This is a genomic window from Variovorax paradoxus (assembly GCF_000834655.1).
GTDB classification, from domain to species: domain Bacteria; phylum Pseudomonadota; class Gammaproteobacteria; order Burkholderiales; family Burkholderiaceae_C; genus Variovorax; species Variovorax paradoxus_F.
Genome location: NZ_JXQQ01000008.1, coordinates 150,172 through 171,035, shown reverse-complemented (window position 1 = coordinate 171,035; position 20,864 = coordinate 150,172). Strand labels below are relative to the sequence as shown.

Annotated in this window: 20 protein-coding genes; 14 read left to right on the top strand and 6 right to left on the bottom strand. The window is 66.9% G+C overall.

The features are described from left to right. Positions 1-67: 67 nt before the first annotated feature. Positions 68-925, bottom strand: coding sequence for a ferritin (locus RT97_RS03380; protein ID WP_042577375.1), 858 nt, complete (start codon positions 923-925; stop codon positions 68-70). A 130-nt stretch (positions 926-1,055) separates the two neighbouring features. Between RT97_RS03380 and RT97_RS03375 the strand changes: the two genes are divergently transcribed. The 6 genes from RT97_RS03375 to RT97_RS03350 all read left to right on the top strand — a co-directional run bounded on the left by RT97_RS03375 (position 1,056) and on the right by RT97_RS03350 (position 7,423). Next, complete coding sequence (locus tag RT97_RS03375) at positions 1,056-1,670, top strand: glutathione peroxidase (RefSeq protein WP_042577374.1); 615 nt, start codon at positions 1,056-1,058, stop codon at positions 1,668-1,670. A gap of 293 nt (positions 1,671-1,963) precedes the next feature. Then, positions 1,964-3,307, top strand: a complete 1,344-nt coding sequence (locus RT97_RS03370) for an NAD(P)/FAD-dependent oxidoreductase (RefSeq protein ID WP_042577373.1) — start codon at positions 1,964-1,966, stop codon at positions 3,305-3,307. Then, on the top strand, positions 3,304-4,107 hold the full coding sequence (locus RT97_RS03365) for a DUF1365 domain-containing protein (protein WP_042577372.1): 804 nt from the start codon (positions 3,304-3,306) through the stop codon (positions 4,105-4,107). Before RT97_RS03370 ends, RT97_RS03365 begins: the two co-directional genes overlap by 4 nt. Then, entirely contained in the window at positions 4,104-5,330 is a 1,227-nt protein-coding gene (locus RT97_RS03360; protein WP_042577371.1) for an SAM-dependent methyltransferase, read from the top strand. The genes RT97_RS03365 and RT97_RS03360 overlap by 4 nt, the downstream gene beginning before the upstream one ends. 6 nt (positions 5,331-5,336) lie before the next feature. Further along, a complete protein-coding gene (locus RT97_RS03355; protein ID WP_042577370.1) occupies positions 5,337-6,632 on the top strand; it encodes an MFS transporter in 1,296 nt (431 codons plus the stop codon). After that, positions 6,629-7,423, top strand: a complete 795-nt coding sequence (locus RT97_RS03350; RefSeq protein WP_042577369.1) for an SDR family NAD(P)-dependent oxidoreductase — start codon at positions 6,629-6,631, stop codon at positions 7,421-7,423. Before RT97_RS03355 ends, RT97_RS03350 begins: the two co-directional genes overlap by 4 nt. 117 nt (positions 7,424-7,540) lie before the next feature. Here RT97_RS03350 and RT97_RS03345 read toward each other — a convergent pair whose 3' ends face one another. After that, the gene (locus RT97_RS03345; RefSeq protein WP_042577368.1) at positions 7,541-8,152 is read right to left on the bottom strand and encodes a glutathione S-transferase N-terminal domain-containing protein; all 612 of its coding nucleotides are present in this window, start codon (positions 8,150-8,152) and stop codon (positions 7,541-7,543) included. 137 nt (positions 8,153-8,289) lie between these two features. On the opposite strand from RT97_RS03345, the gene purB reads away from it, so the two are divergent. The 4 genes from purB (at position 8,290) to RT97_RS03325 (ending at position 13,801) form a co-directional block, all read left to right on the top strand. Further along, the gene (purB, locus tag RT97_RS03340) at positions 8,290-9,669 is read left to right on the top strand and encodes an adenylosuccinate lyase (RefSeq protein ID WP_042577367.1); all 1,380 of its coding nucleotides are present in this window, start codon (positions 8,290-8,292) and stop codon (positions 9,667-9,669) included. 140 nt (positions 9,670-9,809) lie between these two features. After that, a complete protein-coding gene (locus RT97_RS03335) occupies positions 9,810-10,949 on the top strand; it encodes a PepSY-associated TM helix domain-containing protein (RefSeq protein WP_042577366.1) in 1,140 nt (379 codons plus the stop codon). Between the two features lie 110 nt (positions 10,950-11,059). Next, positions 11,060-13,195 (top strand): TonB-dependent receptor family protein, encoded by a 2,136-nt coding sequence (locus tag RT97_RS03330; protein WP_042577365.1) that lies wholly within the window; start codon positions 11,060-11,062, stop codon positions 13,193-13,195. A gap of 45 nt (positions 13,196-13,240) precedes the next feature. Next, a complete protein-coding gene (locus RT97_RS03325) occupies positions 13,241-13,801 on the top strand; it encodes a YaeQ family protein (protein ID WP_042577364.1) in 561 nt (186 codons plus the stop codon). 121 nt (positions 13,802-13,922) lie between these two features. Here the strand turns inward: RT97_RS03325 and RT97_RS03320 are convergent, their stop codons facing one another. Then, positions 13,923-14,228 (bottom strand): putative signal transducing protein, encoded by a 306-nt coding sequence (locus tag RT97_RS03320; RefSeq protein ID WP_042577363.1) that lies wholly within the window; start codon positions 14,226-14,228, stop codon positions 13,923-13,925. A gap of 10 nt (positions 14,229-14,238) precedes the next feature. Continuing rightward, positions 14,239-14,703, bottom strand: a complete 465-nt coding sequence (locus RT97_RS03315) for a DUF3717 domain-containing protein (protein ID WP_042577362.1) — start codon at positions 14,701-14,703, stop codon at positions 14,239-14,241. 494 nt (positions 14,704-15,197) lie between these two features. On the opposite strand from RT97_RS03315, the gene RT97_RS03310 reads away from it, so the two are divergent. The 3 genes from RT97_RS03310 (at position 15,198) to RT97_RS03300 (ending at position 16,942) form a co-directional block, all read left to right on the top strand. Further along, entirely contained in the window at positions 15,198-15,944 is a 747-nt protein-coding gene (locus RT97_RS03310) for a TerC family protein (RefSeq protein WP_042577361.1), read from the top strand. 94 nt (positions 15,945-16,038) lie between these two features. Next, on the top strand, positions 16,039-16,503 hold the full coding sequence (locus tag RT97_RS03305) for a hypothetical protein (RefSeq protein ID WP_042577360.1): 465 nt from the start codon (positions 16,039-16,041) through the stop codon (positions 16,501-16,503). A gap of 85 nt (positions 16,504-16,588) precedes the next feature. Then, positions 16,589-16,942, top strand: a complete 354-nt coding sequence (locus tag RT97_RS03300) for a phage holin family protein (protein WP_042577359.1) — start codon at positions 16,589-16,591, stop codon at positions 16,940-16,942. Positions 16,943-16,961: 19 nt separating this feature from the next. On the opposite strand, the gene RT97_RS03295 is transcribed toward RT97_RS03300, so the two are convergent. After that, on the bottom strand, positions 16,962-18,530 hold the full coding sequence (locus RT97_RS03295) for a M48 family metalloprotease (RefSeq protein ID WP_042577358.1): 1,569 nt from the start codon (positions 18,528-18,530) through the stop codon (positions 16,962-16,964). Positions 18,531-18,651: 121 nt separating this feature from the next. Here RT97_RS03295 and moaC point away from each other — a divergent pair, with 121 nt between their 5' ends. Then, positions 18,652-19,134 (top strand): cyclic pyranopterin monophosphate synthase MoaC, encoded by a 483-nt coding sequence (moaC, locus tag RT97_RS03290; protein WP_042577357.1) that lies wholly within the window; start codon positions 18,652-18,654, stop codon positions 19,132-19,134. A gap of 21 nt (positions 19,135-19,155) precedes the next feature. On the opposite strand, the gene RT97_RS03285 is transcribed toward moaC, so the two are convergent. Continuing rightward, complete coding sequence (locus RT97_RS03285) at positions 19,156-20,841, bottom strand: PglL family O-oligosaccharyltransferase (RefSeq protein WP_437184088.1); 1,686 nt, start codon at positions 20,839-20,841, stop codon at positions 19,156-19,158. Between the last annotated feature and the right edge of the window lie 23 nt (positions 20,842-20,864).

Genomic DNA, 20,864 nt, shown 5'->3' with positions numbered 1-20,864 from the left:
GGCGACTGCGGGTTGTGACACCGCACGCCCAAAAAAATCGCCCCGGATTGCGGGGCGATGTTTCTGCTTATGCGCCTTGGTACTCGGGCCTGGGGCCCAGGGTCGCGGCGACTTCCTTGCGGTAGCGGTTGAGCTCCTGCACGGTCTTGAAGCTGCGGTTCATCAAGAGGCTCAGGTTGTGCAGGATGCGCTCGCCGACCTTGGTTTCCCAGACGGCATCGAACTTGATCTGCTTGTCGAGCCAGTGCTCCAGCCAGTCCGGATCGGGCATGCGGCTCTGGATGGTGTCGTTGGGGAACAGCGCCTTGTTCACGTGCAGGTTGGTCGGGTGCAGGGCCTGGGCGGTGCGGCGGGCACTGGCCATCAGGACGCCGACCTTGGTGAACGCGGCACGGGCTTCGTCGCCGAACTTCTCGAGCGCACGCTTCATGTAGCGCAGGTAGGCGCCGCCGTGGCGGGCTTCGTCCTGGCTCAGCGTGGTGTAGATGTGCTTGATGACCGGCTCGGTGTGCCACTGGGCCGCGCGGCGGTACCAGTGGTTCAGGCGGATCTCGCCGCAGAAATGCAGCATGAGGGTCTCGAGCGGGGGGGCGGGGTCGAAATCGAAGCGCACTTCGTGCAGTTCGGCTTCGGTGGGCGCGTGCTTGGGGCTGAAGCGCTTGAGGTATTCCATCAGCACCAGCGAGTGCTTCTGCTCCTCGAAGAACCAGATCGACATGAAAGCGGAAAAATCGCTATCGTGCCGGTTGTCGCGCAGGAACATCTCGGTCGCCGGCAGCGCCGCCCACTCGGTGATGGCATTCATCTTGATGGTCTGGGCCTGCTCTTCCGTCAGCAAGGAAGCATCGAACGACTGCCAGGGAATGTCCTTGTCCATGTCCCAGCGGACGGATTCGAGTTGTCTGAAGAGTTCCGGATAGAGCATCAAAGTCTTTCTATGGCCGCCGATTTTAGTCGGCCCGTTTGGCGCGCCCATGACAGACGCGCGATGATGCGGATACGTGCGCCGTGGCGGCACGGATGCACACCCCCCTTTTTTGAACCAGGAGCCCGCCATGCGAACCCTTTTCTTATTGTCGACGCTCTGGCGCTGCGCACCAGCTGTTTCCCTCGTGGCGGGACTGTTTACCGCACTGCCGGCGAGCGCCCAGACCGCCCCTGCCGCGCCCGCTGCGGCGGAAGCTGCCGGATGCCCTGCGATCCTTCAACACACCTTCCCGCGCCTGCAGGATGAAAAGCCCCAGACTTTGTGCCAGTACTCGGGCAAGGTGGTCCTGGTGGTGAATACGGCGAGCTTCTGCGGGTTCACGCCCCAGTACAAGGGCCTCGAAGCGCTGGACCTGAAATACCGCAACCGCGGGCTCGTGGTGCTGGGCTTCCCATCGAACGATTTCTCCCAGGAATCGGGCTCGAACAAGGAAATCGCCGACTTCTGCGAAAGCACGTTCGGGGTGAAGTTTCCGATGTTCGCCAAGTCGTCGGTGCGCGGAACGGACGCCAATCCGCTGTTCAAACAGCTTGCCCAAGCCTCCGGCACCACGCCGAAATGGAATTTCTACAAGTACCTGATCGGGCGCGACGGCAAGGTCGTGCAGGCCTGGTCGAGCATGACGGCACCGGACGAGAACGGCTTCGTCAACGTCATCGAGAAGCAGCTCGGGACAAATTAAGACTGACCAGTTCACAAAAATACGAATCGGTAATATTATTTACCGATGAGTCCGCCACTTCGTGAACTGAACGTCACAAACGCTTACCACCGCACAGGGAACCGTGCCGCCGAGGGCGTGCTCATAATTTGCGTGGGCGACAAGAGCCCACCGGTTTTCATGTTGCGAGGTCTTCCAGGCGCTTGTCGTCTGGTCGAAATCCCGAGGCGATTCTTCTCCTCCTCCCTCCCTCCCTCCTTCGCGTCGGGGCGCCTCGCAGCATTTTTGTATTCCCGCCGGAACGGGGGCTCGCGATGACGCAGCCCCCTCGCGTCGCCATCATCGGCGCCGGCATTTCCGGACTTGCCGCGGCGCACGCCCTGCGCGACGCGGCCCGCATCACCCTCGTCGAAGCCAGCGACTACTTCGGTGGTCACGCGCACACCACAACGATCTCGTTGCCGCGCTCGGCCAGAGATGCCACCCCGGTTGCTCACGGCGTCGACACCGGCTTCCTGGTCTACAACGACCGCACCTACCCGAACCTGATCCGCCTGTTCGCCGAACTGGGCGTCGAGACGGCGCTGTCGGAGATGTCGTTCTCGGTCCAGGCCCCCCGCGACAACGGCAGCCGTCTCGAATGGAGCGGCAACAACCTCGCCACCGTGTTTGCCCAGCGGCGCAACCTGGCCGATCCGCGCTTCCTCGGCATGCTGGCCGACCTCCTGCGCTTCAACCGCCTGACCACGCGCATCGCCCAGGCCGGCACCGAGGGCGAACTGGCCCAGCCGCTCGGCCAGTTCCTGGACGCCCACCGCTTCGGCACCGCCTTCCGAGACTGGTACTTCCTGCCGATGATGGGCTGCATCTGGAGCTGCTCGACCGCGCAGATGCTGGCGTTCCCGGTCGCGACAATGATCCGCTTCTGCCACAACCACGGGCTGATCCAGATCGCCAACCGGCCGCAATGGCGCACCGTGCGCGGCGGCTCCCGCCACTACGTCGAGAAGATCGTCGCGGGCCTGCAGGACAAGCGCCTGCGCACCCCCGTACGCCGCATCACCCGCACGGGCGACAGCGTGCTCGTCGCCACCGATGCCGGCACCGAGCGCTTCGACCACGCGATCCTGGCCACCCACTCCGACCAGTCGCTCGCCATGCTCGGCGACGCGAGCCCTGCCGAAGCGGCCGTGCTCGGCGCGATCCGCTACCAGGCGAACCACGCCGTGCTCCACACCGACGCCTCGGCGCTGCCGCAACGCCAGTCGGCCTGGGCCGCCTGGAACTACGAGCGCGCGGCCGCCAGCGAGCGCGAATCGGGCCGGGTCTGCCTGCACTACCTGCTGAACAAGCTGCAGCCGCTGCCCTGGGAGCAGCCGGTGATCGTTTCGTTGAATCCGGTGCGTGAAATCCAGCGTAGTCAGGTCATGGCCGAATACGACTACGACCACCCGGTGCTCGACCTTGCCGCGATCCGCGCGCAGGCCGCGGTGCCCACCTTGCAGGGCCAGCGCAACACCTGGTTCGCAGGCGCATGGATGGGCTACGGCTTTCACGAAGACGGCCTCAAGGCAGGCATCGTGGCCGCCGAAGGCCTGCGGGCCCATGTGGCGGCACCCGGCGCACCGTTCGACGCGCTGGCGAGGGCACTGGCATGAGCCAGGCCTTGCCGTTCCCGCTGATGGGCTTCGGCGAAGTGCGCCACGCGCGCCTGCGTCCGGCGCGCAACGCCTTCGTCTACCCGACCTATTTCCTGATGCTGCCGATGCGCACCCTGCGCGCGAACGGCAGCAAGTCGCTGGCGCTCAACCGGCGGGCTGCCCTCTCCTTTCACGACGTCGACCACGGCGACGGCCGCACGCCCGCGCAAGGCGGCGCCCTCTCCTGGCTCGACGACCTGCTGGCCGCCCACCAGATCCACGACGCGACCGGCGAAGCCTGGCTGCACTGCTATCCGCGCGTGTTCGGCTACACCTTCAAGCCGGTGAGCTTCTGGTACTGCCACACGGCCGAAGGCGCGCTCCGCGCCATCGTGGTCGAGGTGAACAACACCTTCGGCGAGCGCCACTGCTACCTGCTGGACCGCCCGGTCTACGGCCAGGAACTCAAGGCCACCAAGGCCTTCCACGTCTCGCCGTTCTGCCAGGTCAGCGGCGACTACCGCTTCCGCTTCTTCGTCGATGCCGAATTCGCCCACACGGTGGTGCGCATCGACCACGACGACGCCGACGGCCCCCTGCTGCAGACCAGCGTGAGCGGCGAACTCGGCCCGCTCTCGGCGGCCAGCACACGGCGCGCGCTCTGGCGCTACCCCGCGATGACCTTCGGGCTCATTGCGCGCATCCACTGGCAGGCCGCCAGGCTCTGGCTCAAGCGCGTTCCCTTCGTCGCCAAGCCCGCGCCGCCCCGCCATTTCGTGTCCAGCGACCATCCGCACCAGCAGCAGGCGAACCCATGACTCCGACCACCACCGCCCCCCAGGTTTCGCGCTTTTCGCTGCCGCAGGATGCCCCCGGCGCCGCGCGCACGGTGCTGGGCCTGTTGCAGCGTCTCGCCCACGGCTCGCTGACGGTGCGCCTGCCCGACGACTCGGTGCAGCACTTCGGTGCCGCGCCCGGCAGCAGCAACCTCACGGCCTCGCTCACGCTGCGCAACTGGGAGGTCTGCAAGGCCGCGCTCAAGTCGGGCGACATCGGCTTCGCCGAGAGCTACATCGCGGGCGACTGGACCACGCCGAACCTGGTCGAACTCATCAAGGTCTTCATCGCCAATCGCCGCGCGATCGAGGACGTGGTCTACGGCAGCTGGTTCGGCCGCCTCGTCTACCGCGTGCGGCACCTGATGCACCGCAACAGCAAGGCCGGGAGTTCGCGCAACATCCACGCGCACTACGACCTGGGCAATGCCTTCTACAAGCTCTGGCTCGACGAGACGATGAACTATTCGTCGGCCTGGTTCGAGGGCGACCTGGGCAGGCCGATGCCCGACGCCCAGCGCGCCAAGGTGCGCCGCGCGCTCGACATGGCGGGCGTGAAGGCCGGCGACCGCGTGCTGGAGATCGGCTGCGGCTGGGGCGCGCTGGCCGAGATGGCCGCCTTCGACTTCGGCGCCTCGGTGACGGGCGTGACGCTCTCCACCGAGCAGCTCGCCTTCGCGCGCCAGCGCACCGCCGGCCTCTCGGCCGACCTGCGCCTGCAGGACTACCGCGACATCGACGACGCACCGTTCGATGCGGTCTGCTCCATCGAGATGGTCGAGGCCGTGGGCCGCGAATACTGGCCGACGTATTTCAAGAGCGTGAGCCGGCTCCTGAAGCCCGGCGGCCGCGCGTGCGTGCAGAGCATCGTGATCGACGACCAGCTCTTCGACCGCTACATCGACTCGACCGACTTCATCCAGCAGTACATCTTCCCGGGCGGCTGCCTGCCCTGCCCGCGCGAATTCCGCCGCGAGGCCGAGGCGGCGGGGCTCGCGGTAGTGGACGAGTTCGCCTTCGGCGCCGACTACGCCGAGACGCTGCGCCGCTGGCGCGAGCACTTTCTCGCGCAGCGCGGGCAGATCCTGCAGCTGGGCTTCGACGAGCGCTTCATGCGCATCTGGGAGTTCTACCTGGCCTACTGCGAGGCGGCGTTCTCGCAGGCCAACATCGACGTGGTGCAGTACACGCTGCAAAAGCGCTAGCCCTTCGTGGCCTCCTTCGGACTCCTGGCCGGCGTGCGCTACGGGCTGCTCGGCCTGCCGCTCGCCTTCGTCGCGCTGCCGCTCTATGTGCTGCTGCCGAACCATTACGCGCGCGCCTTCGGTGTGCCGCTCGCCACGCTGGGCGCGGTGCTGCTGGGCGCGCGGCTGCTCGATGCGGTGATCGATCCGCTGCTCGGGCGGCTCAGCGACCGGCTGCATGCGCGATCGGCTCAGGCCGTGCTGGGCTTCGGCGCGGTCGCCGCGGGCGTGTTGCTGCTGGGCTTCGGGCTCCTCTTTTTTCCGCAATTGCTCATCGACCCGGCGCGCCATGGCGCGCTGCTCGTGGTTGCCGCCGTGCTGCTGGCGCTGACCTACGCGGGCTACAGCATGCTGAGCATCGCGCACCAGTCCTGGGGCGCGATGCTGGGCGGCGACGCCTCGCAGCGCAGCCGCATCGTGGGCTGGCGCGAAGGCATGGGGCTCGTCGGCGTGGTGCTCGCGTCGGTCGTCCCGACGCTGGCGGGCCTGCCCGCGATGGTCGCGCTGTTCGGCGTGCTGCTGGTGGTGGGATGGGTCTTCTGGACGCAGGCGCCGCGGCCGGTGCGCACCGCCGCGCCGCATGCATCGATCGACCTGCGGCTGCCGCTGCGCCGCGCGCCGTTTCGCCGCCTGCTCGCGGTGTTCGTGCTCAACGGCATCGCGAGCGCGGTGCCGGCCACGCTGGTGCTGTTCTTCGTGCAGGACCGGCTGCGCGCGCCGGCCGCCATGGAGCCCGCGTTCCTCGGCCTCTACTTCGTGGTGGCCGCCGCGTCGATCCCGGCGTGGCTGCGCATCGTGCGCCGCTGGGGGCTCGCGCGCAGCTGGCTCGGCGGCATGTGCATGTCGGTGGCGGTGTTCGCATGGGCCGGGGCGATGGGTGCGGGCGACGCGGTGCCGTTTCTCGTCGTCTGCGCGCTGTCGGGTTTCGCGATCGGCTCGGACCTCGTGCTGCCGAGCGCGCTCTTGGCCGGAATCATTGCCGAGGCCGGCGACCAGCCGCATGCCGGCGCCTACTTCGGCTGGTGGAACTTCGCGACCAAGCTCAACCTTGCGCTGGCCGCCGGGCTCGCCTTGCCGCTGCTCGGGCTGGCCGGCTACGTGCCGGGCGCGCGCGATGCGTCGGCGCTGCAGGCGCTGTCGCTCGCCTACTGTCTCCTTCCCTGCGTGCTGAAGGTGATCGCGGGGGCGGCGCTGTGGGTGCTGGTGATCCGACCGGCCGCGTCCGCACCGCCTCGGCAGCTTCCGGTGAAGGCGTCGCGGTGAAGCCCTTCAATCCACCGCTCGCCGACTGGCACGGCAAGACGGCGTGGATCGTCGGCGCCTCCTCGGGCATCGGCCGCGCGACGGCGCTGGCGCTGCTCGAAGGCGGCGCGCGCGTCGCGGTGTCGGCCCGCAACGGCGAAGCGCTCGATGAACTCGCGGCGCTGCACAACGACGCCGCGCAGCCGCCCCGCGTGATCGTGCTGCCGCTCGACGTGCGCGATGCCGCCGAGGTCGCCGCCGCGTATGCGCAGCTGCAGGCGATGGCTGGCACCGTCGACCTCGTGCTCTTCAATGCGGCCACCTACGGCGTGCTGCGCGCCGACGCCTTCGCGCTCGACGAAATGCTGGCGCATCAGCAGGTCAACTACGTCGGTGCGCTGAACGTGCTTGCCGCGGTGCTGCCCGGCTTCGTGGCGCGCGGCGCAGGGCACGTGTCGCTCACGGCGAGCGTCGCCGGCTTTCGGGGGCTGCCCAAGAGCCTGGCCTACGGCCCGACCAAGGCCGCACTGACCCATCTGGCCGAGGTGCTCTACATCGATCTGCATACCCGCGGCATCGGCGTGAGCGTGATCCAGCCGGGCTTCGTGACGACGGCGCTCACGGCGAAAAATGATTTCGCGATGCCCGCACTCATCACGCCCGCGCAGGCCGCAGAGGCGATGCTCGAGGGATGGCGCCGTGGCGCGTTCGAGATCCACTTTCCGCGGCGCTTCACGTTCTGGATGAAGCTGATGCGGCTGCTGCCGTACCGGCTCTACTTTCCGGCGGTCGCCAGGTTCACCGGGCTTTGAAACAAAGCGGCGGCTTGTTCGCGGGACGCCGTGGAACCGGCTTCGCCGGGCCACCGGTGTCGCCCCCGGTGAGGGGGAAGGCGACGCGACACGAAGTGCGCGAAGCCTGGGGAAGAGTCAGGGTTTGGTGTCGATGAAGCTCGGGCGGAGCATCAGCTTGTCGTACAGCTTTGCCAGGTTGCCGTGGTCGCCACGCCAGTCGATGTCGGGAAAGCGCAGGTCCAGCCAGCCCAGCGTGCAGCCCACCGCGATGTCCGACAGGCTCAGGTGGATGCCGCTGCAGAAGGGCTTGTCGCCCAGGCCCTTGGACATGGCGGCCACGCCGTCCACGACCTTGGTGCGCTGGCGCTCGATCCAGGTGGTGCTGCGCTCGTGGTCGTTGCGGCCGGACCAGGTGGCTTCCAGGCGCCAGAGCACGCCGGCGTCCATGACGCCATCGGCCAGCGCTTCCCAGGTCTTGACCTCGGCGCGCTCGCGGCCCTGCTGCGGAATGAGCTTGCCCACCGGCGACAGCGTGTCCAGGTATTCGACGATCACGCGCGAATCGAACATCGCCTCCCCGCCTTCCATGATCAGGCAGGGCACCTTGCCCAGCGGATTGGAGTTGGAGATGGTGGTGTCGGCGGACCAGACGTCCTCGATCACGAACTGGTAATCGAGCCGCTTCTCGGCCAGCACCACGCGCACCTTGCGCACATAAGGGCTGGCTGCGGATCCGATCAGTTTCATGAAGGCTCTCTCCCGTTGCTCTTGGCTTGATGACACTTGTTCATAATCATTTTAGGTGAACGGGAAAGCCGCAGGCCCGGATCCACCCCAATGTGTCGGTACGACCCCACGGACCGCCGGCCGCCTAAAATTCGGGCATGAGCTTTTCCACCGTCTCCGCCCTCTCCCCCCTTGACGGCCGCTATGCGGCCAAACTCGCGGCGCTGCGTCCGCTGATGAGCGAACAGGGCTATATGCACCGGCGCGTGCAAGTCGAGGTGGCGTGGTTCATTGCGCTGTCCGACTGCGGTTTCGCCGAATTCAAGCCCCTCACCGGCGGCGCCCGCAAGTACCTGCTGGGCCTGGTGTCCCATTTCTCCGAGGCCGACGCACTGGCCATCAAGGAGATCGAGAAAACCACCAACCACGACGTGAAGGCGGTCGAATACTGGATCAAGTCCAAGTTCGAAGCCCGGCCCGAGCTGCTGGCCGCCGCCGAGTTCGTGCACTTCGCCTGCACCAGCGAAGACATCAACAACACCAGCCACGCCCTGCAGATCCAGGCCGCGCGCGAGAAGGTGGTGCTCCCGGCCATCGACGGCCTGATCGCCAAGCTGCGCGAAATGGCGCACCAGTTCGCGGGCGTCTCGATGCTCTCGCGCACCCACGGCCAGACCGCCAGCCCGACCACCGTCGGCAAGGAAATCGCCAATGTGGCGGTGCGCCTGTCGAAGGCCCGCGCGCAGATCGCCTCGGTGCAACTGCTCGGCAAGATGAACGGCGCCGTCGGCAACTACAACGCCCACCTGGCCGCCTGGCCCGAGTTCGACTGGGAAGCCTTCAGCCGCAAGGTCATCGAGACGCCCGCGCCGCTGGGCCTGGGCCTGAGCTTCCAGCCGTACAGCATCCAGATCGAGCCGCACGACTACATGGCGGAGCTCTTCGACGCGGTGGCGCGTGCCAACACCATCCTGGTGGACTTCTCGCGTGACGTCTGGGGCTATGTGAGCCTGGGCTACTTCAAGCAGCGTCTGAAGAAGGGCGAGATCGGCTCCTCGACGATGCCGCACAAGGTCAACCCGATCGACTTCGAGAACGCCGAGGGCAACCTGGGCCTGGCCAACGCGGTGCTGCGCCACCTGAGCGAGAAGCTCCCCATCAGCCGCTGGCAGCGCGACCTGACCGACAGCACCGTGCTGCGCAACATCGGCGTGGCCTTCGGCTACGCGACGCTCGCCTACGCGAGCCTGGCCACGGGCCTGGGCAAGCTGGAGCTCAACGAAGAGGCGCTGGCCGAAGACCTCGATGCGTCGTGGGAAGTGCTGGCCGAGCCGATCCAGACCGTGATGCGCCGCTACGGCGTGCAGGGCGCCTACGAGCAGCTCAAGGAAGTGACGCGCGGCAAGACCGTCACGGCCGAGGCGCTGCACGGGTTGATCCGCTCGCTGGCCATTCCGGAAGAAGAAAAAGCCCGCCTGCTGGCCATGACGCCCGCGAGCTACGTCGGCAAGGCTGCGGAGCTCGCCGGTAGAATCTGACGCGCTTGTGCATCGATCTACCAACCGCGGCAAACGGTTGGTGCGGTCCGCACACAGACCCCGATTTCCCAGCCAACGCGCCCTTTCACGGGCACGCCAGCCAACAACCATGACGGGACTCTCCGAGGTCCCCGTGATTCATGCTGCGCGCTCCGCTGCGACGTCTCTGGCTGAAGATCCACCGCTGGACCGGGCTCACCCTCGGCCCGATCCTGGCCCTCACCGCGCTGCTCGGCGCGGTGCTGGTGGTGTCCCGGCCGATCGACCGCGAGATCCATTCCGACTTGTTCGTCGCGCGCAGCGCGGGTGATGCCATCGCGGCCACGGCCGCGTTGCCGCTCGAGCCGCTGCGCCAGCGCATCCTGGCCGAGTTCGGCCCCGACACCAGCTTCACGCTGCGCCCGCCCCACCACCCCGACGAAACGCTCTGGGTCCTGGTGCGCGGCAAGTGGGACGGCACGCTATACCTGGACCCCGCCACCGGCGCCGAGCAGGGGCGGCGCGGCACCGAAGAGGGCTTCTACAACCTGGCCTACAAGGTCCACAACAGCCTGCTGCTGGGCAGCACCGGCAAGGGCATCCTGGCGTTCGTGGCGCTCTCGTACCTGTTCCTGCTGGTGACAGGCCTGGTGCTCTGGTGGCCCGCACGCTGGCCGCCGTCGCTGCGCATCGTGCTGAACCGCGGACTCCTGCGCGGCCTGTTCGACCTGCACCGCACGGGCGGCGCGGTGCTGGGCCTCCTGATCGCGGTGTCGGTGGCCACGGGCGCCTACATGGCGTGGCGGCCGCTGGGCGGCTTCATCTCCGCCGCCATGGGGCAGCAGCCGGTCAAGGCGCCGACGATCCCGAAGGGCGGCGCAAGCGGCCCGCGCGCGCCGCTGGACGACATCGTCGCCCGCGCGCAGCAGGTGTACCCGGGCCAGCCGATCGGCTATGTGCTCGTGCCCGGCAAGGACGACCGGCCCGTGCGCGTGCGCTTCCGGCTGCCGGACGACCCGCATCCCAACGGCATCAGCTCGGTGTGGATGAACCCGGTGAGCGGCCAGGTGATGGCCGCGCGCAAGTGGCAGGACCTGGACGCCGGCAACGGCGCGGTGGCGGTGATCTTCCCGCTGCACACGGGCGAACTGGGCGGCGTGGCCCACCAGGTCGTCACCGCGCTGCTGGGTCTTGCGCTCGGCGGCCTGGGTTTCAGCGGCATCTGGCTCTGGTGGCGCCGCCGCACGCTAGCCGCCGCAGCCCGCAACAACAACGCGCTTTCCAGCCGAACAACGTCCTGAGGCGTCCCGCCCCCGAAGAAGACGCCTCACGTCCTGCGCACACGGTTTTTCTGCTTTTTCCCATTCCCGGAGGAGTCCCCTTGTTCCCGCACAAACGCACAGCCATTGCGATGGCGCTGTTACCCCTGAGCCTGCAGAGCTTCGCCGCCGACGCCGAGCCCGCGGCCGACCCGTCCAAGGCGTCGCTGGAAACCATCACCGTCACCGGCGACTGGCTCGCCAACCCCAACGAGAAGAAGGTGCTCGAGCATGCCGGCGCGCGCAGCATCGTCGAGCGCAAGCAGATCGAGGAAAGCGGCGCCTCCAGCGTGCGCGACGTGCTGCGCCAGATCCCGGGCGTGCAGGTGCAGGAGAGCAACGGCACGGGCGGCAGCGATATTTCTCTCAACGTGGGCGTGCGGGGCCTCACCTCGCGGCTGTCGCCGCGCTCGACCATCCTGCTGGACGGCGTGCCGCTGGCCTACGCACCTTACGGCCAGCCGCAGCTGTCGCTGGCGCCGCTTTCGCTCGGCAGCATCGAGACGGTCGATGTGGTGCGCGGTGCCGGTTCGGTGCGCTACGGTCCCCAGAACGTGGGCGGCATCATCAACTTCGTGACGCGTGCGATCCCCAAGCAGTTCTCGGGCGAGGTAGGCGTGGGCATCGAGAGCGCCGGCCACGGCGGCGGCACCAAGACGACGCCCACGCTGTTCGTCGGCGGCACCAACGACAAGGGCCTGGGCCTGGCGCTCTTGTATTCGGGCACGCACGGCAACGGCTTTCGCCAGAGCAACGACCACACCAGCATCGACGACCTGATGCTCAAGGGCGCCTACCGCATCTCCAGCACCGACGACATCGCGGTGTCGCTGCATCACTTCGAAGGCAGCGGCCGCATGCCCGGCGGCCTGACAACGGCGCAGTTCGCGGCCAACCCGTTCCAGTCGGACCGCCCCTTCGACGAATTCACCGGCCGGCGCACCGACGGCTCGATCAAGTACACGCACAACGACGGCGTGAACAAGTTCGAGATGCTGAGCTACTACACCGACTCGTTCCGCGGCAGCCACCTGGAGCAGGAAGGCACCGGCGCCAACGCCGGCAAGCGACGCCTGACCAGCGCGCCGCGCAACTACAAGACCTTCGCGATCGAGCCGCGCTATTCGCGCCTGATCGATTCGGGCGACGTGGTGCAGGAAGTCAGCGTCGGTTTCCGCTACCTGCGCGAAGAAGCCTCAGAGGTCGCAACGCGCAGCGCCTACTACACGCCGCGCCCGGGCTTCGACGCCTACAGCCTGGCCAACCCCGCTTACCAGACCAGCAAGGGCGGCACGGTCGCGCACGCGTTCTACATCGACGACCGCATCGACATCGGCAACTGGACGATCACGCCCGGCGTGCGCTATGAATCCTTCCGCTCGCACAACGACGTGTTCACCGTGGCGAACAACCGCATCACGAACGCGATCTACCCGAAGATCGATTCCAACGAAGTGCTGCCGACGCTCTCGGTGCTCTACCGCATGAACGAGCGCTGGTCGCTGTTCGCGAATGCTGGGGTGTCGTTCGGCCCACAGCAATACGCCCAGCTCGCGCAGTCGACCACCAGCTTGCACCCCGAGAAGGCCAAGACCTACGAAATCGGCACGCATTACAAAGGCGAAGCCTGGAGCGGCGAGCTGACGCTGTTCAACATCAACTTCGACAAGGAGCTGCTGCTCGCGCGCTCCATTACCGGCGACGTCGGCCAGTGGACCGACCTGGGCGCCACGCGGCACCGCGGCGTCGAATCGGCGCTGCGCTACGAGCTGGGCGACCTGAGCGCATCGCTCAAGGGCCTGACGGTGTCGGGCACCTACACGTACACGCAGGCCACGTCGAAAGCCGGCAACTTCGCCGGGCGCGACCTGCCGTTCTATTCGCGCCAGATCCTCACGCTGGGTGCGCGCTACGAGCGCGGTCCGTGGACGCTCAATGCCGACGTGTACGCGCAATCGAAGCAACGTTCGCCCGGCTCGCCGGACGACGGCGCGCAGTACGTGACGCTGGAAGATTCGACCGGCCGGCTCGGCAACATCCCGGGCTACACCACGATGAACCTGCGCGCCGCCTACGACTTCGGCCCGTCGATGAGCCACCTGAAGCTGGCCGTCGGCGTGAAGAACCTGTTCGACCGCCGCTACTACAACCGTTCGGTGGACAACAACGGCGGCAAGTACGTGGGGCAGCCGCGCACGGTGTACCTGCAGGCATCTGTGGCGTTCTGAGGACTGCCCGGCGCGGGCGTCCACGGCAGGCATACTCGCGCACCCATGGCCCTCAAATCCACCATCTTCAAGGCCACCCTCGCGGTGGCCGACATCGACCACGGCTATTACGCCGACCATGCGCTGACCCTGGCGCGCCACCCGAGCGAGACCGACGAACGGATGATGATCCGGCTCGTCGCGCTCGCGCTCAACGCCCACCAGCTGCAGGACATCTGCCAGGGCGACGGCACGCTGGCGTTCGGCGCGGGCCTCTCGAACGTCGAGGAGCCCGACGTCTGGCTGCGCGACTTCACGGGCGAGACCAAGATCTGGATCGAAGTCGGCCAGCCCGAGGACAAGCCCATCATCAAGGCGTGCGGCAAGGCGGACGAGGTGGTCGTCTATTGCTTCAACCATGCCGCCGAGATCTGGTGGCGCGGCATCGAGAACAAGCTCACGCGGCCGCAGAACCTGAAGGTCTACCGCGTGCCGACCGAGGCCTCGCAGGCGCTGGCCGCGCTGGCGCAACGCAGCATGCAGCTGCAGGCGACGATCCAGGAAAACACGCTCACGCTGGGCGACGGCACGAACAGCATCGACGTCGAACTGCTGCGCTGGAAGTAGGGCTCGCCCCCAGGCTCCGCGCACTTCGTGTCGCTTCGCCCGCCCCCTGCCGGGGGCAACACCTGCGGCCCGGCGACGCCGGTTCCGCGGTGTTCCGCGGTGTGCGCGAAAAGGCAGGGATCTATGCCGCCGGCATCATCTCGCCGCACTGCCAGCACTGCTCGAAACCGCCTTCGATCCGCTCGCCGCAGACGCATTGCCAGTTGCGCTGCGGGCGGTGCTGTACCGCATGCAGCAACTCCTTGGCGCGCTCGAACTGGGCGTCGTCGTCGATCCAGATTTCGGGCAGGCACTGGTCGGGCGGCAACTGGCCCATCACGGCGCCGAGGAATTCGCGCTGCACCGTGGCTTCGACGCCGTCTTCCCGCAGCGCGTGAACCCAGAGGGTCGCGATCGCGAGATTGGGCGCTTGGGCGAGGCGACGCATGGGCTGCCTCTCAGGGCGTGTCGTCGGGGCCGAGGGGCTCGGCGGGATCGTCGGGCCACTGCGGCGGCTCGGCTTCGCGCGCCCGCTCGGCGTATTTGTTGAAGCGCCAGGCCGAGTCTTCCATCGTGATGCGGCGCCAGGTCACGCGCTTCTCGACCGGGGTCATGGCGGGCCAGTGCTGCACTTCGTCGAAGGTGCGTCCGCAGCCCTTGCATTCGTCGTCGCCCTGGCTGGTGGAGCAGATCGCGATGCAGGGGGTGTCGGGGGTGCTGTGGTACCAATCGAGCCAGGCGGCCCAGGCCTTGGGCGGGAAGCCGACTTCGTCGACCTCGTCCTCGTGGTGGAACACCATGAGCGCGTAGACCTCGGCGAGCGCCCGCAATTGCGGCGCCAGCGTGACGCCGTCGGGCGAGGGACTCTTGGCGCGCCAGTGGTTGATGGCGGCCTCGATGTCGGTGATGTGGATGGCGGCCATGGGGGAGTGAAAAAGCAGCGAGCGGCGATCATAGTCCGCCAATGTCCCGCAGCCTCGAAGGGACATGAACGCTACAAATCAGATAGCACCAAATCCCCTGTTCATGAGCCTTTCCGGGCGGTTCTTTTTAAATGCCTGAAAACTTTCGGTTGCCACGCCGCGACCTTCGATGCTTTAATCCCGCCCACGAAGGGGAGTAGCTCCCGCCCGCTGCACAACGGCGGAAATCGACAGGTCGTCAATACGAAGCACAACACTTCCGGCCTTTCGGGCAACGCATGCGCACCGGCGCAGGCGCTGTCGAGCAAGACCTTCGATTTGAACCTGTGCAGGTTTGGTCGAAGCGTTCGCGAGTCCCCGGTGTCACCTGGTGCCTCCATTTCCTCGCTTTCGATCAGCCCCGCGCGGGATGAATCGAAACGCATCGGTATGCGCCTGCCCGTCGAGATCCAATCAAGGAACGGCAGGAACGGCGCGAAGACAAAGAGGAATCTATGGAACTGTTCATGACCCCGGAGTTCTGGGTCGCTGTCGGTCAGATCATCATGATCGACATCCTGCTCGGTGGCGACAACGCCGTCGTCATCGCGCTGGCATGCCGCAAACTCCCGCCGGCCCAACGCACCAAGGGCATTCTTTGGGGCACCGCCGGCGCCATCATCCTGCGCGTGATCCTGATCTTCTTCGCGCTCACGCTGCTGGCCATTCCGTTCCTGAAGCTGGTGGGTGCCATCCTGCTGCTGTGGATCGGCATCAAGCTCCTGGCTCCCGAGCATGACGACGCGCACGGCAACATCGCCGGCAGCGACAAGCTCTGGGGCGCCGTCAAGACCGTGATCATTGCCGACCTGGTGATGAGCGTGGACAACGTGATCGCCATCGCCGGCGCCGCACAGGGTGCGGGCGAAGGGCACCAGATGCCGCTCGTGATCTTCGGCCTGCTGGTGAGCATTCCGATCATCGTCTGGGGCAGCCAGCTGGTCATCAAGCTGATGGACCGCTTCCCGCTGATCATCACGCTGGGCGGCATGCTGCTCGGCTGGATCGCCGGCACGATGGCTGTGTCCGACCCGGCCCTGGCGAACCCCGCCAACTGGACCTGGGTGCCCAAGGTGCCGCAGACCGACACGATCAAGTACGCAGCCGGCATCGGCGGTGCGCTGCTGGTGCTCGCGATCGGCAAATGGGTGGCCATGCGCCAGGCGCGCAACAAGCCGGCCGCGGCCGTGACGACCGGCTGAGCACTGGCTTACCCCATTGATCGCCAGAAACTTCGCTGAGAAACTTTCCTGTCCAAACCAGTCTCTGCCACTCTAACTATCCGAAGGAGCACTCATGGAAAAGATCATTCTTTATGTCGACGACGCCGTGTATGCCAGCGAGCAGTTCGCCGAACTCGCGCCGGACGCCAACAGCGTCGTGGCGCGCCATTGGGTGCTCGTGGCCTGCGCGCCGCGCATGACGCATCGCATCAGCAAGTGGGTGAGCCACAGCGCGCGCGAGAACTGGCGTGCCAAGTGGTTCAGCAAGGTGCAGGCGCAGCTGCTGCCCCTGCTGGAGCGCAACGGCGGACAGGTGACGGCGGTGCTGGCCAAGGGCCCGCTCGCGGAGCTCACGCAGCAACTCAAGCGCGAGCATTCGGCCACCCACGTGGTCGATGCGCGCCGCCCGAAGATCGGCGTCGACTTGGAACCTGTCACTCCGGAGCAAACGCCGGCTCACCAGTCGGGCTGGGCCTTTCCCGGCGCGGTGATGGGCATGGGTGCATTGCTGGTACTGGCGAACGAACTGGCTGAATAGGCAAGGCAGACACTCCTCGACGAGCCCCGGCGCGGCAACGCTCCGGGGCTCGTTGTTTTGAGGGCTCTGGGGTATCCTGCGCCGCATGCGCATCATCATCAAATGGCTGCTCAGCGCTGTCGCGCTGCTGGCGGTGGCTTATCTCTACAGCGGTGTCCAGGTCAACAGCTTCGGCTCCGCGCTCATTGCGGCCGCGGTGATCGGCCTCCTCAACATGATCGTGCGGCCGGTGCTGGTGGTGCTGACGCTGCCGGTCACGATCGTCACGCTCGGGCTGTTCCTGTTCGTGATCAACGCGCTGCTGTTCTGGGCAGCGTCGGGGCTCCTCGCCGGCTTTCATGTCAACGGCTTCGTGGCGGCGCTGATCGGCTCGCTGATCTATTCGCTGCTGGGCCTTCTCATCGAAACCGCGCTCGGCGGGCTGCTCTCCAAGCGCTGAGCATCGCGCGCCGCTGGCGCTACTTCAGCGGCGGCTCTTCCGCCTGCTGCTTCACCAGCACATCGACGGCCCGTGCGCGGGTGTCGATGATCGACGCTTCGTAGTGGTCGATGGGCGCGCCCGACTTGCGCACCAGCTCCTGCGCCGCCTTGAAGCGATCGCGCGCCGCGGGGTAATCGAGGATCGCCACATTGGCTTCGGCGTCGGCGCGCACCGCGCGCAGCGTGTCGTTCTGCGCGCCATACAGGTTGCCGAGCACGCGCCACGCCGTGGCATCGCGAGGGTTGGCCGCGACCCAGTCGCGCAGCACGGGAATCATCGGCGCGGGCTGGCGCGTGGCGCTTGCGGCCTCGGCCGCGAGGATCATCTCGGGTCGCTCCTTCGACCTGGCATCGAGCAGCGCGGCCGCCTTGGCCGGCGCGCCGGCCGCCAGTTCGATCTCGGCATTGAGCCATCGCGCCTGCTTCGCCGCGGCCGGGTCGTCCGCGGTGCGGGTCACGAGCCGCTCGGCCAGCGTGCGCGCGGCCTTGTAGTCGCGCAACTCCTTGGCCGCCAGCGCCGCCGCATAGAGCGTTCCGGCCTGCTGGGCGGGCGTGCTTCGGGCGAACTCGCCGCTGCCGGCCGCATCGACCCAGAGCCGCAGCACGTCGACGCCCGGCCGCGTCAGCACGCGGGCACGCGAGGCAATCATTGCGTGGTCCATGGCCAGCGGCAGCGCAGGCGCCGTGTCCATGCGGAACTGGAACCGGCCCTGCATGTCGGAGATGCGCTCGGTCGTGAGCGGGTGGCTGCGCAGGTACGGGTACGAGCCGTTGTCGTTCAGGCGCGAGGCGTACTGCAGCTTCTCGAACATCGCCGCAGCGCCCTGGGGCGCAAATCCCGCCTGCGTCATCACGCCGAAGCCGATGCGGTCGGCCTCGCGCTCCATGTCGCGCGAGAAGCTCAACTGGTTCTGCATGAACAGCGCCTGGCTCCCCATGATCACGGCCTGGCCGGCGTCGGAACTGCGGCTCTTGCTGGCCGCGATCATCCCGAGGATCAGGCCGGCGATCATGAGCGGCATCTGCTTGCCCTGCTTGTTCATGATCCGTGAGATGTGGCGCTGCGTGACGTGAGAGAGCTCGTGCCCGAGCACCGTCGCCAGCTCGTCGCGGCTGCCCACTGCGGCCACGAGGCCCAGGTTCAGCCCCAGGTAGCCGCCCGGCAGCGCGAAGGCGTTGATGTTGCGGTCGCGGCCCAGCAGGATGGTCCAGGCGAAGCGTTCGTCCAGCTCGGGCGTGAGTTCGCCGCGGGCGCGCGCAGCGGCGAGCAGGCGCTGCCAGATGTCCTGCACGTAGGCCGAGATCACCGGATCGTCGATGTAGTCGGTGTCGCGGTAGAGCTCGCGAGCGATCTGGTCGCCCAGGCTGCGCTCGGCGCTGGCGGTCATTTCGCCGCCGTCGCCCAGGCCGGGCAGGATCTGCTGCATCTGCGCGCTGGCGGGTATCGGCAACAAGGCCTGGGCCGCTATCAAAACAGAAGCACATATCGCTCGCAGGGCGGGCGTTGCGGTGGTCTTTGGCTTTGCGGAGGGAGTCAAGCGCAGCATTCCTCGTCCATGGCTCGGGCTCGTATGATGCATCTTCAAAACGAACGTTCACCCCTGAGCGCCGCGCCGGCGCCGCCCCCAAGCAAGCGCGCACCGCAGTGCGAAGCACCAAGGTATTCCAATGAGCAAACTCACCCATTTTGACGCCCAGGGCCAGGCCCACATGGTCGACGTGGCCGCCAAGCCGGCAACCCACCGCGTGGCAGTCGCCACCGGGCGCATCGAGATGCAGGCGGCGACGCTGGCGCTGATCGAATCGGGGACGGCGAAGAAGGGCGATGTGCTGGGGGTTGCGCGGATTGCCGGCATCCAGGCCGCGAAGAAGACGAGCGATCTGATTCCGCTGTGCCATCCGCTGGCGTTGACGCGGGTGGCGATCGGGTTTGCGCTGGCTGAAGGGGGAAGCGCGCCGCAGGTGGCTTGTACGGCGACTGTGGAGACGGTGGGGCCTACCGGTGTGGAGATGGAGGCGTTGACTGCCGTGCAGGTGGCGCTATTGACGATCTACGACATGTGCAAGGCGGTGGACCGGGGGATGCGGATCACGGATGTGCATGTGTTGGAGAAGCATGGGGGGAAGTCGGGGAGTTGGGTGGCGGGGTGACTCCGCGTCGCCACGCAACAGCTACAGCGCAGGAGACTCGTCTTGCTTGTCGTCAAGCCATTGGGCGAAATCTGCGGGAAATGCAATCCTGAAGCGCTCGGCCTGCGCACGAGCCTCTTCGTGTAGTCCCAGCAACTCGGCGCTTTCGATCAGTTTGACGATGACGCGCGGCTCGGGTGAGAAATGCAATGTTCGCTCGGCAAGTGCGTGCATCCGGGCGGCATTGTCCGCCCTCACCGTGGTCAGCGTCAGCTCGGCGAAATCCACCTGTCGCGAGAACAGCCACGAGCCCTTGATTTTCGCCAGCGTGTCGACCTCGTAGGCTTGCAGGCGCTCTTCTCGGGGCAGGTAGATCTGGCTGATTCGGATGTAGTCCCAGCCGGTGTACGCGACGGCAGCGACCAGTGCAGACGCAGCGAAAGCGGACAGCGCCGGCGGCTTCAGGTGGGCAGACGTCCGTCCAGGCCATAGCAACCCCAGGCATAGACCGAACACCAGCTGGAAAGGCCCATACCAGAGTGGGTACTCGAGCAAGCTGTGCAGGACGATCATGGCCAGCAAGCCCCACGCCATCAGGCGCGCCGGATCGCGTTCGCGCCACGGTTTTGCAGTTGTCACCGGCCAGATGAAGCCGCCGCAAATGAGCGCTGCCGCAGGAATTCCGAGTTCGACGCTCAGGTGCAGAGGCAGGCTGTGGGCGTTGTCCAGTATCTCGGCGAATCGCGGGCCCGGGTACAAGGTGGTGTAGTGGGCAAAGCTCAGTTCGCCCCAACCCCAGCCGGTCCACGGCCGCTCGGCAATCAGCGAAAGCACGTTGTGCCAGAGAACCAGGCGGCTGTGGTCATCGGGTGCGCCGTTCTCGAGGCGCTGCAGCATTCCTTCCACGCCGCCGCCAGCCAGATGCGGCAGGAGCCAGCCGATGGCGAAGTAAAGGGGGATTGCAGCCAGCAACGCTGCAGGCGGCGGCAAGCTGAAATGCAATCCGCGAGACGCACGCGAATTTCGGCGCTCTCTCCAGCCAATGATGCTCGCGATGCCGATGATGGACAGCAACTGCAACATGCCCGTCCTCGATGTGGATGCTGCCGCAGCGGCCACAAGAATCAATCCGGCCGCAATGAGCGCACAGCGTCCGCGCGGTGTTTCGCGCGTGGCGTAGCGCCACAATGCCGCGACGATGGTCATGCTTATCAGCGTGGCGAACTGATTTCGCTGGCGCAGATTGCCGTAGGCTTGCCCCAACGGAGGCGCTGTGGTCCAGGGAACCAGTGGGTCCGCCAGGCCGAAGTACTGAAGCAATCCCACAACGGCACTGACCAAGCCGGCTACGAGAACGCCGTTCGCAAACATCGAGATGAATGGCGATCTGTCTCGCGCCATGCCCGCACCCACGCAGGCCGCTGCGGCGATGCCCGCCAACGCCGCGCAAACCGGCAGCCAAGATGAGATCGGCCCACCATGCCGCGACAACACCACGGCAACTGCGCACCCGGCAAGCCACACCCGCAACGCGCGCGTGGAACGTGCCACTGGCCCCACAGCAAGCAGCCCGCCGAGGCAAGCCCATGTCGCCAGCAACTGCCAGACATTGACCGAGGGCCCGCCGACGAACGGACAGAGAAATGGAAACGCGACGAGGCCTGCACGCGCCGCAGGGCCGATCTTCGAGAAAGAGGCAGGCGCCTCGGAAGGCGCAGCACGAAGCATCATCCGCTCGATTGTGCCAACCG